Annotated in this window: 9 protein-coding genes; 4 read left to right on the plus strand and 5 right to left on the minus strand. The window is 56.7% G+C overall.

The window, feature by feature from the left end:
• Window positions 1–10: 10 nt before the first annotated feature.
• From CVU69_07930 to CVU69_07945, 4 genes are all read left to right on the plus strand, one after another.
• Entirely contained in the window at window positions 11–991 is a 981-nt protein-coding gene (locus CVU69_07930; GenBank protein ID PKN12402.1) for a hypothetical protein, read from the plus strand.
• Window positions 992–1,041: 50 nt separating this feature from the next.
• Window positions 1,042–3,201: a hypothetical protein gene (locus CVU69_07935; protein PKN12403.1), complete on the plus strand. Its 2,160-nt coding sequence runs from the start codon at window positions 1,042–1,044 to the stop codon at window positions 3,199–3,201.
• Window positions 3,202–3,348: 147 nt separating this feature from the next.
• On the plus strand, window positions 3,349–3,534 hold the full coding sequence (locus tag CVU69_07940; protein PKN12404.1) for a Flp family type IVb pilin: 186 nt from the start codon (window positions 3,349–3,351) through the stop codon (window positions 3,532–3,534).
• Window positions 3,535–3,709: 175 nt separating this feature from the next.
• Window positions 3,710–4,633 (plus strand): phenol degradation protein meta, encoded by a 924-nt coding sequence (locus CVU69_07945; GenBank protein ID PKN12405.1) that lies wholly within the window; start codon window positions 3,710–3,712, stop codon window positions 4,631–4,633.
• A gap of 95 nt (window positions 4,634–4,728) precedes the next feature.
• Here the strand turns inward: CVU69_07945 and CVU69_07950 are convergent, their stop codons facing one another.
• From CVU69_07950 to CVU69_07970, 5 genes are all read right to left on the minus strand, one after another.
• Window positions 4,729–5,019, minus strand: a complete 291-nt coding sequence (locus CVU69_07950) for a stress responsive alpha-beta barrel domain-containing protein (protein ID PKN12406.1) — start codon at window positions 5,017–5,019, stop codon at window positions 4,729–4,731.
• A 147-nt stretch (window positions 5,020–5,166) separates the two neighbouring features.
• Window positions 5,167–6,621 (minus strand): multidrug transporter, encoded by a 1,455-nt coding sequence (locus tag CVU69_07955; GenBank protein ID PKN12407.1) that lies wholly within the window; start codon window positions 6,619–6,621, stop codon window positions 5,167–5,169.
• 1 nt (window position 6,622) lies between these two features.
• On the minus strand, window positions 6,623–9,790 hold the full coding sequence (locus CVU69_07960) for a hydrophobe/amphiphile efflux-1 family RND transporter (protein ID PKN12408.1): 3,168 nt from the start codon (window positions 9,788–9,790) through the stop codon (window positions 6,623–6,625).
• A gap of 75 nt (window positions 9,791–9,865) precedes the next feature.
• Complete coding sequence (locus tag CVU69_07965) at window positions 9,866–11,035, minus strand: efflux transporter periplasmic adaptor subunit (protein ID PKN12409.1); 1,170 nt, start codon at window positions 11,033–11,035, stop codon at window positions 9,866–9,868.
• Window positions 11,036–11,101: 66 nt separating this feature from the next.
• Window positions 11,102–11,677, minus strand: a complete 576-nt coding sequence (locus CVU69_07970; protein PKN12410.1) for a TetR family transcriptional regulator — start codon at window positions 11,675–11,677, stop codon at window positions 11,102–11,104.
• Window positions 11,678–11,682: the final 5 nt, after the last annotated feature.

An 11,682-nucleotide genomic window follows, 5' to 3' on the forward strand; every position in this document is an offset into this window, starting at 1 on the left:
AGAACCGGACATGTCGATATTCTGCAGCAACCGTTTCCTTACCATCGCCGCCCTGTCGATCATTGCGGTCTGCACATTCGGCCTCAGCGGCTGTGCGAAGAATCAGTTGACGCCGATTCGAGCCAATATTCCCTTGTCGAGCGGAGCGCAACTTTCTCCTGATGAAAGCCGGCGTATGGAAAATCTGCCGGTAGAAGAACTTCTGCAGCGGGGCAAGCTGGCTCTCGCCAATGGCGACTTCCAACTGGCAGCGGTCTATTTCAGCACGGCGCTTACTAAAGAACCTCAGTCCATACCGGCACGTCTTGGACTTGGCCAGGCCGCCCTGGCAGCCGGGAATTATAGCAGTGCGCGAACGCTAATCGAGGAAGTCCTCAGTGTCGAGCCCGACTCAGTGCCAGCCCTTACGGCGCGTGGACGCATCCTGAGCGCTTCTGGCCAACTCGAAGGCGCCATTGCCGACTTTACACAGGCTCTGCAAAAAGCACCGAATAACACCACGACGCTGACCGAGCTGGCGATGACCTACGATCGCATGCCGGAAAGGGTGGTTGAAGCCGAACCGCTTTATCGTAAGGTTCTCGAACTCAGCCCCGACTTGGCGGCGGCCCGTAATAATCTGGGATTTAATTATCTTCTGCAGGGACGAGCAGAAGAGGCGGTGACGATCTTGTCGGGGGCATTGGCTCTTGACACGAAAAATTCACGGATACTCGCCAACCTCGCTACGGCCTATCTCCTCAAGGGGGATAAGGACAAGGCGCTGAAGATATTCCGGCAAACAGTGGGGGAAGCCGAAGCGCATAACAACATCGGTTATCTCTACATGACGCAAAGCCGCTGGGACGAGGCGGAAAAAGCTTTTCGCAAGGCGCTGGAACTGAGCCCCCGCTACTACGTCCGTGCCGGCGCCAATCTGGAGCGCCTGCAAGAACTGCGGGTTGCTGCCACCGAAAAACGTTCGGCGCCGGGGTTAGAACCCCTACGGTGACGATGAAATTTGGTCCATATCGAATATTAATCTAACTCACGGAGGCTGTAATGAAAAAATTTCTATGGGGTTTTTGGAGTTTGTTAGTTTTAGTGATTTTGGTCGTCGGAGGGTGCGGGAAAAGTGAGTCGGTGGATGATGACTTCGTGACGAATCCTGCTCTGACCAACAGCAGCAACACCCCGTCACAAATCGAGGCCTTTACACTCTCCTCCACAGCAAACACAGTTGTTGCTGCTCCCGGTGATGTCAACAAGATCTATTTAATTGCAACCTTGAAGGATGAGCAAGGCAATGGGGTCCAGAACCGGACGGTAAACTTTACGGCTTCGCAAGGGAAGTTAGGCTCTACCTCGGTCAAAACAGATGCAAGTGGCGTAGCCAAGGTCTTTCTTTTCTCCACAGAGCGTCCGGCGGTCTCTTATGTCACTGCCACCGATGCAACATCTCTCGCTTTCTCTGAAAAGTTTATCAGTTTTACCCCCGGACCCGCAGCTGTAGCGAAGAGCAGTATTGTCGCGGCGCCGTCAACCATCCCCGCTGACGGTACAACGACCAGCACAATTACCGTCACACTACTCGATGCGAACAGCACACCGGTGGCAGACGGAACCCCGGTCACCTTGATTGCACCAGCCGGAACACTGACAAAACCCACCGCAACGACGACCTCGGGTCGAGCTGTCTTTACCATTACCTCGGCGACCACACCGCAGACTGTCACCCTCTCGACTAATAATCTAAGCGGTTTGACCGGATCTCTGGTCATGGGCTCGGGCACCGTTGGCGAGCCTGCCAATATCACCCTCTCGGCCAGCGCTACCCATATTTTTGTTGCCGGGGTTGGAAAGACTGAAAATACCAATATCTCTGTGAGTGTCCTCGACGCTGCAGGCAACTCGATTAATGATTACAATCTGACCGCGAACAATCTGAAAATCACCTGGATATCTCATCCCTGGGGTGGGGAGTATCTCACCGGCATCGACCTGGACGGCACGACAATTAACAGGATCGACGACGCTTCAACAACGATGTTCGTAAAAACCGTTGGCGGCGAAGCCATCCTGAATCTGCAGTCAGGCCACTTGCCCGGTAGCATCGAGGTCGAAGTCGAAGCCCTTGATGCCGGCGGCGCATCTTTTGATCCTCCAGTCAAGGCCCGGCTTCCCCAAATCGTTATTGCATCCGGCCCGCCCCACACCATCGTCATCACTCATCCGATCACCAATGCCATTGTAAATAGTGGGAGTGGCGTTTATCAAATGAAAGGCTCGGCCATCGTCACCGATCGCTTCGGCAATGCTGTGCCGGATGGGACCGCAATTCACTTTGGGTTGATTGATAGTGTCATAGCCCACGGGTTTGATGGTGCCACGACCGCAGCCAACTCCGGCCTGACCTCGGCAACAAACTTCTCAACGGCCAGCATCGTGCGCAACGCCCTTGCCCGCAATATTCAGACAAACGATCGAGTATTGATAAGTAATACCGGCATCAGTGATCGGAGTCACTATGTGGAATCGGCAAGAAACGGCACACTCACTACGACAAAACTTTACCAGGAAACCCGGACATCTCTCGAATATTGGGTCGGGGCATCCTTACTCGGCGCACATATTAACGGTTGTCGAGTTTGGAGTGATGGCCCGGTTTCTAATCTTCATGATGACTGCGAAGAGTACGGCACTGGTGTGGGATTCACTAAGCTGGGATTAGTTCCCTTCTGGATGGTTTATCCGGCCAACCTCCAAACGATTATGACAGGTAGTAAGCCTGCTTTTGATGATCCTGCTCTTGATACCAGAATTACGCCGTTGGGATCAGCCAAAGTCATTCTCGTAACGAGTTCGTCAGATAACAGTACAACGTCACTGGATATGCGGTACTATTTTGCCCCGGTCTCCCCCTTTACCATCGAGGCCGTTCCTGATCAGATCAGTTCTAGCCAGGATATCGTTTTGACCGTTCGCGACGGAGGGGATACCATCCCCGTCCCGTTCATTCCGGTCACCTGGACTTTCGTGCCGCCAACCGGGGCTGCTGCTGGCGAGATCGATGTCGATGTCACTCTCCCTTCCCCACTAACAAATCTAAATGGGCAAATTGTCGCAACGGTCGTTATCAGCGGGACCGGATTTTCTGAACCCGGTACACTGACTTTCTATGCTGAAAAAGGGAAAGTGGAAGTAAAGGTTTACCACCCCTGACAACGAGTGCCCTGACCGCATCAGGAAGCAAGTTGATTATCAAATGTGCAGGCGCCCCGGACCAAAATCCGGGGCGCCACCAAAGAGACGCCATCAACAACTTAACCAGTCGGCATTTTCAAAAATTCGTCATGAAAGGGGACCTTTATGAATCTGAAATCGTCATCCATACTCTGTTTTTTCCGTGATGAATCGGGGGCCACGTCAGTAGAATACGCCATCCTCGCATCGTTAATTGCCGCTGTCTGTGTAGCTGCCATCTTCGGCCTTGGCGAAACGACGAAAGGGCTGTTCACCAGTTTTTCTGATTCCTATCCCGATGGTAAGCCTTGATTGCGTTGCCCGCAACTGACCAGAAATTCCCGGCCAGCCTCTCGCTCAACGCTTAATCCGCTTTCGCGCCCTTCTGCGCACCACGTCAGAATTATTGACTTCTGTTGTTAGCCAGTACAAAATCCACAAAATTCACGTTGTCGCTGCGGCGATATTATCTGTCCAGGAGGTTCCAATGATCCGATTCGTCCGTTCTCTCCTTCCCGCTCTGGCCGGCCTCGCTCTCTGCGCCGTCCCCGTCGCCGCCTACGATCTGCCGGCGGTCAACCTCGGCTTCACCAGTTTTCTTGATGGCGGCCCGCCCGCCGGTCCCGGCCATTACCTGAGCGAGTATGTGCAGTATTATACTTCCGACGACTTCAAGGGCAACGCTCCCCCCGGATCTGAAGTCAACGTTACCGTCGCCATGACCCAGTACATCTACCAATCCAATCAACCGCTCCTGCTGGGTGGCAAGTGGGGGGTCAATGTCATGCTGCCGCTGGTTGCCTTTGATTCTGATGATACTTTTGGTTTCCTCAGTGACAATGGCGCCGGTCTCGGCGACCTGCTCATCGGCCCCTACCTGCAGTGGGATCCGATCATGGGTGCCAACGGGCCGCGCTTCATGCACCGCATCGAACTGCAGACGGTTTTACCGACCGGCAAATACGACCGCAACAAGGCCCTCAACCAGGGAAGCAATCATTGGTCCTTCAATCCTTACTGGTCGGCCACCGCCTTTTTCGGTCCGAAAGTCACCGCCTCCTGGCGTCTGCACTACCTGTTGAACGGAAAGAATGACGATCTCGCAAGTGGCGCCACCGATTCGTTAAAGCCGGGACAAGCTTTCCACGCAAACTTTGCTGCTGCTTACGAAGTGCTGCCGAAACAACTCCGTCTCGGCGTCAACGGTTACTATCTCGACCAGTTCACCAGCAGTGAAGTTAACGGCCTGAAAGATTCTACGCGCGATGAGCGCGTCCTCGCTATCGGTCCAGGCCTGGTCTGGCACTTTTCACAGGATGCCCATCTCTTCGCCAACGGCTACATTGAAACCGAGGCGCGCAATCGCCCGCAGGGCGAGCGTTACAACCTGCGCTTCGTTTATCACTTCTAGTCCATCTTCCCGCCTGCAAAAAAAGAAGGGCAGGCAACCGCGTGGTTGCCTGCCCTTCTTTTTCAAAACCTTCTCAAAAATTCTCTTTATTTCGTTCAATACTCAAAATCGACGGCAACAACACTGCTGCAGATCTGTTTGACGTGCGCCACCACCAGCTGATGATCGGGGTGGATTGCATAAGCATCAAGTCCGGCGCGGTCATCGAAGGATGAAACCAGTCCGAAGTCGTAGGAACGCTCCGAACGGACAACGTCCCGACCGAAGACAAATTCGCGAATCTCGCTGATGGTTTCAGGGAGGGCGCCAAGGCCGGTCGCGAGTTTTTCGATATCGGCTTCGCTTGTTTCGGGTTTGAACTTAAAGAAAATGACATGTTTAAGCATTGATTGTCTCCTTGGTAACGAAAGTAGAAATAGCGGGGAAACCCTAGCACAGTGTTCTTTGGCTGTAAACGACCTGACACCTTACCACCCCCTAACCCCCTCCTTAACAAAGGAGGGGGGATTAAAAGCTTTAAGGTCCCGGGACTTTTAGCTCCCCTCCTTATTCAAGGAGGGGCTGGGGGTGGTCGCTTTACTGGCCCCGCCCCCTAAAACCTTATAAAGAGTAACAAGATTGGATAGCCGCGCTAAACGGGCAGTGATGAGATTCTGCTCGGCGACAAAGAGGGCGCGCTGGGCATCCTGGACGCTTAGAAAGCTGTCAGCCCCTTTCTCGTAGCGCACCGTCGAAAGGCGGGCACTCTCCGCCGTCGCCGCGGTCAGGGACTGGAGCGCCGCCAACTGTTCGTCGATGGTGCCGCGTTCAGCCAGGGCATCGGCGACCTCGCGAAAAGCGGTGAGGATCGCTTTTTCATATTGCGCAACAGCAATCTCCTGTTCCACCTTGCTCACCTTGAGATTGGCGCGATTACGGCCGGCATCGAAGATCGGCAGGATGATTTGCGGAGCGAAACTCCAGGATTCGGATCCTGACTTAAAGAGCCCGGAAAGCTCGGCGCTGCTGAAGCCGGCCGCACCGGTCAGGGTGATGCGCGGAAAGAATGCCGCTCGCGCCGCCCCGATGTTGGCGTTGGTCCCTTTAAGTTTATGCTCCGCTTGGATGATATCGGGACGCAGCAGCAGGCTCTCGGAAGGGACACCGGGCGCGATATCCTGCAGCAGGACGGCTTCGCCCAACTCCGCGGGGAGAAGTTCTGCCGGCAGCGGGGCGCCGACCAGCAGGTTCAGAAAATTCGCTTCCTGAGCAACCAGCCGGGTCGCCTGAATGTTTTGTACCCGCGCGCCGTCGACCAGGGTCTGTGCCTGATGGAGGTCGAGGGCCGAGATCACACCGGCGTTGAAACGCTTTTGTATCAACCCAAAAGATGTTTGCCGACTTTCCAACGTCTGACGGGAAAGGGCCAGCACTTCCTGATCCGCCGCCAAAGTCAGGTAGCTCTGGGCGACGGCGGCAATCAGGCTGATCTGCGCAGCGCGCTGTGCTTCTTCGGTGGCGAAATACTCTTCCAACGCTTGGTCCTTGAGGTTTCTTACCCGGCCAAAGAGGTCAAGCTCGTAAACACTGACGCCGACGCCGGCGCTGTACTGGCGGCGGATTTCCGACGAACCGGTCCCGGAAAGATCGGCCGGCTGCCGCTGCACGCTGCCGCTGGCACTGGCATTGAGCTGCGGCAGGAGGGCGGCGCGCTCAATCTGGTAAAAAGCTCGGTATCTATCGACATTCAGGGTGGCGATCCTGAGATCGCGATTATTGGCCAGAGCGAGTTCGATCGTCTGTTGCAGACGGGGATCAAGAAAGAATTCCCGCCAGGGGATCTCGGCCACAACTTGTCCGGCCGGCGCAGCGCTCGTTGCCTGATAAGCCGGTCCCGTCGGCCATTCGGCCGGAGTCGGTGCCTCTGGACGAGTGTAGTCCGGTGCCAGTGAGCAGCCGGAGCCAGCCAGTAAAACCAGGATTACCGCAAAAAAAGTTGCTCTTTTCATCTCACAATCCCTCCCCGTTTTTGCCAAGAGCAAGTCCATCTGCTTGCAGTTTATACTTTGCTCGGCCAAAGAGCCGCGACACCATGACAAAATAGAAAGGAATAAAGATCAGATCAATAAAGGTGGCCGTGAGCAAACCACCGGTGACCGCCGTGCCGATGGCATTTTGGGCGGCGGCACCGGCGCCGGTGGTCAATGCCAGGGGCAGAGTACCGAAGAAGAAAGCGAGGGAGGTCATGATCACCGGTCGCAGCCGGATTCTCACCGCCGCCAGGGTGGCATCGACGAGTTCGTGCCCCTGATGCATCTGTTCCTTGATGAACTGAATGATCAGGATGGCGTTTTTGGTCGACAGACCGACGGTGGTGAGGAGGCCGATCTGTAGATAGATATCGTTGGGCAGGCCCCGCAGCGTCACCGCGGCAACCGCCCCGACCAGACCAAGGGGGAGCATCAGCAGATTGACAAAGGGGATCGTCCAGCTCTCATACAGGGCCGCCACGGCGAGAAAGACTACAAGCAGTGAGATGGCATATAGGGCCGGGGCCTGGGCACCCGCTTTTTTCTCTTCATAGGAGAGGCCGGTCCACTCGTAACCGATGCCGGGGGGCAATTGTGCCACCATCTTCTCCATCTCATCCATCGCTTCGCCGGTACTGATCCCCGGTGCCGCCTGGCCCATGATCTCCACCGAGGGGATGCCGTTATAGCGCTCCAGGCGTGGGGAGCCGTACTGCCAGCGGGCGGTCGAAAAGGCCGAGAAGGGGACCATCTCGCCCTCCTTGTTACGGACATGCCATTTGTCGATATCTTCCGGCAGCATCCGGTACTCGGCAGCGGACTGGAGATAGACCCTCTTTACCCGGCCGTTCTGAATAAAGTCATTAACATACGAGCCGCCCCAAGCAGTGGCGAGGACGCTGTTGATATCGGCTAGCGGTAAACCCAGAGCACCGGCGCGGACATCGTCGATATCGAGTTTGAATTGGGGGGAATCTTCCTGGCCGTTGGGGCGCACCGCCACCAGTTTCGGATTTTGCATCGCCATGCCGAGGAGCTGGTTGCGCGCTTCCATCAGCTTGCCGTGGCCGAGTCCACCCCGATCCTGGAGCTGCAGATCGAAACCGTTGGCCTGCCCGAGCTCCACCACCGCCGGCGGTGAGAAGGCAAAGGCCATCCCGTCACGAATTTGTGAAAAGGCGCGCATGGCGCGACCGGCCACGGCCGGAGCCTTCAAATCCGGGGTCGAGCGCTCTTTCCAGTCCTTGAGCCTGACAAAGGCCAGGCCCATATTCTGGCCGCGACCGGCAAAGCTGAAACCGGCGACAGTAATAAGGGAGTCGATGGTTTTACTTTCATTTTCGAGAAAATGCTTCTCCACCTGCTCAATAACCTTGAGGGTTCTTTCCTGGCTGGCACCAGCTGGCAACTGCACCTGACAGACGATGAAGCCTTGATCCTCATCCGGCAAAAAGGCAGTAGGGAGGCGCAAAAAGAAGAAGACCATCGCCGCGACGATGACGCCGTAGACCACCAGGTAGCGGACCGGTTGGCTGAAAGAGCGGCCAACGATCCTTTCGTACAGCCCGCGGCTGCGCTCGAAGAGACGATTAAACCGGCGAAAGAAACCCTTGAACCAGCCGTGCTCACCGGGGTGATGCCCCTTTTCCACCGGTTTCAGCAGGGTGGCGCAAAGGGCCGGAGTCAGGATCATCGCCACCAGCACCGAAAGGATCATGGCGGCGATAATTGTGATGGAGAACTGACGATAGATAACGCCGGTGGAACCGCCGAAGAAGGCCATCGGCAAAAAGACCGCCACCAGGACCGTGGCGATCCCCCAGAGGGCGCTGGTAATCTGCCCCATCGACTTGATCGTCGCCTCTTTCGGGGGTAATCCCTCTTCGGTCATGATCCGCTCGACGTTTTCGACGACGACGATGGCGTCGTCGACGAGGAGGCCGATGACGATGACCAAAGCGAACATGGTCAGAGTGTTGATCGAAAAGCCGCTGACTGCCAGCACTCCGAGGGTGCCGAGGAGGACAACCGGCACGGCGATCGTCGGGATCAGGGTGGCGCGGATATTCTGTAAAAAGAGGAACATGACGAGAAAGACGAGGAGGACCGCTTCAAAGAGGGTGCGCACGACTTCCTGGATGGAGATCTTGACGAAGGGGGTGGTGTCGTAAGGGTAGACCGGCTTTACGCCGGGGGGGAGATAGTTCGACAATTCCACCATCTTCGCCTTGATACGGTTGCCGGTGTCGAGGGCGTTGGCCCCGGCAGCGAGACGAATCGCCATGCCGGCCACCGGTTTCCCTTTGTAACGGGCGATGACGTCATAGTTCTCCGTGCCGATCTTGCATTCGGCCACATCCCGCAAGCGGACGGTCGAGCCGTCACTGTTGGTACGCAACAGGATGGCACCGAACTGCTCCGGCGTTTCCAGCAGGGTACGGGCATTAATTGTAGCGTTAAGCTGCTGCCCCTGAACGGCCGGGGTTCCGCCGAACTGCCCGGCCGAAACCTGGGCGTTCTGGGCTTGCAGCGCGGCAATAATATCGTTGCTGGTCAGGCGATAGTCGCGCAGCTTGGCTGGATTCAGCCAGATGCGCATGGCGTTCTGCGAGCCGAAGATCGTCACCTCACCGACCCCTTCGACCCGGCTGACGATATCCTGGATATTGGCCACCAGATAGTCAGTCAGACTGAAACGGTCGATGCTGCCGTCTTCCGACACCAGTCCGACGATCATCAGGAAGTTGCGGGTCGATTTGACCACCGAAATTCCCTGGCGCTGCACCACCTGCGGCAGCAGCGGCGTCGCCAGCTGGAGTTTGTTCTGGACCTGCACCTGGGCGATATTGGGGTCGGTGCCGGCCTTGAAGGTCAAATTGATCGCCACCGCTCCGGCCGAGTCGCTGGTCGAGGACATGTAGATCAGGTTGTCGATACCGTTGAGCTTTTGCTCAATGACCTGGGTGACGGTATCCTGCACAGTCTGAGCGGAGGCACCGGGATAGACAGCGTTGATGGTGATCTGCGGCGGTGCAATCGGCGGATACTGGGAGACCGGCAGGTTCTTGATCGCCAACAGACCGGCGAGCATCACCAGAATAGCGATGACCCAGGCAAAGATCGGACGATTGATAAAAAAACGGGGCATGGAGTGAACTCCTTAAAGTCATTTTACAAGTCCCCTCTCCTTTAGGCCCTGTGGGTCCTGAGGGAGAAGGGCAGCCTATTTCTTTTCCTCTGCTGCCGCCGGCGCACCAAAAGGCACTGTCTTGACCACCGTGCCGGGCCGCGCCCGCTGGATACCTTCGAGGATCACCCGGTCACCGGGGTTGAGCCCCTCTTCGACCAGCCAGTTATCATCGACCGTGCGCAGGACCTTGATGGTGCGCGCCTCGACCTTCTCCTCGGCCCCGACAACAAAGACCATCGGCTTACCAACCGGGCTGCGGGTGACTGCGCGTTGCGGCACCAACAGGGCCTGGGCGTTGTTCCCTTCTTCGAGAACAGCGCGCACGAACATCCCCGGCAGCAGGAGTTGCTCGGGATTCGGGAAGAGGGTGCGCAGGGTTACGGAACCGGTCCCCGGATCGACACTGACCTCGGAGAATTTCAATGTCCCGGCTAAAGGATAAGGAGTGCCGTCTTCCAGAACCAGCTTGACCCGGGCGGCACCGGCCGCATCGGTCTGCAAGGTTTTGGCGGCGAGTTGACGCTTGAGTTGCAGGATCTCGCTGCTGGAGCGGCTAACATCGACAAAGATCGGATCGAGTTGCTGAATCGTCGCCAGCGCCGCGTCCTGATTGGCGGTGACCAAAGCGCCGGCGGTCACACTGGAGCGGCCGATGCGGCCGGAAATCGGTGCGGCGATGCTGGTGTATTGCATATTGATCCGAGCATTCTCCACCGCAGCCCGGGCCGCGGCGACTTCGGCCTCCGCCTGCTTGACTGCAGCCTGGGCATCGTCATGGTCCTGCTGACTGATCGCCCTGCTCTCCAGCAGTTCCTGATAGCGTCCGGCCCGAAGTTGCGCCGGCAGCAGATTTGCTTCGGCCCGCGCCAACATCGCCCGGGCGCTGGCCAGTGCCGCCTGGTAACTCGCCGGATCGATCTGGAAAAGGACTTGACCGGCCTTGACCTCAGCGCCTTCGGTAAAGAGTCGTTTCTGAATAATCCCGGCAACCTGCGGCCGCACTTCGGCCACCTGCCATGGGGAGGTCCGACCGGAAAGTTCGGTTGTCAACGTTACCGACTGGGGTTGCACGGTCAGCACCGCCACTTCCGGCGGCCCGGCCGGCGGAGTCGGCGCTTTTTTCTTGTCGCAGCCACCCAGCAGCAAGCTGAGGGCGAGAATTCCAACCGAGACAAAGATTGTAGCTCTGGACATGCTTTGCATAGTCACCTCTATTTTTTGAGTAGAATGAATGTTCATTCTTTAGTAATTGAATCCAGAAAGGACCCTTTAACGCTTTACGCCATCCCAGCAAGCCTCAATCGTCCGCAGGATGAGGTCATCATCGAGGACGATAAAATTCAGAATGTGGTCGCGGGCGACAGCGAGGAGGGGACCGAAGGTCAAGGCAAAGAGAATAGCGAGGGGGAAGTCCTTGACCACTTGTTGCGCCACTCCTTCCTCGAAAAGTTCGCGGTACATATCCCGGTCTTCCTTTTTACCCAGCATCCGGTCGCGACGGTAGATCACTCCGTAGGGGGAATTATGGAACTGTTCGAGATAACGGAAATCGAGGGGATTGGCGATGCAGTAACCAAGAACGGCGGCGCCGAGATAAAGAAAGCGCTCACGGATCGGTTTCTCCGGATCATAGCCCACCAGCAGCGCCGCGTAGATCCTTTCTTCCAGTTCTCGGTAGAGTTCGGCAATGAGCACATCTTTGTTCTCGAAATAGCGGTAGATTGTCCCCGCCCCGACCCCGGCTTTTTCGGCAATCATCGCCATCGGCGCATCGTGAAAACCTTGTTCGGCGATAATCTCCAAGGCAGCACGAACGATCTCGTCACGCTTCTCCGCTTTTGACATCTTGC

The sequence above is a fragment of the Deltaproteobacteria bacterium HGW-Deltaproteobacteria-4 genome, from assembly GCA_002841765.1.
In the GTDB taxonomy this organism is placed as follows: domain Bacteria; phylum Desulfobacterota; class Desulfuromonadia; order Desulfuromonadales; family UBA2197; genus UBA2197.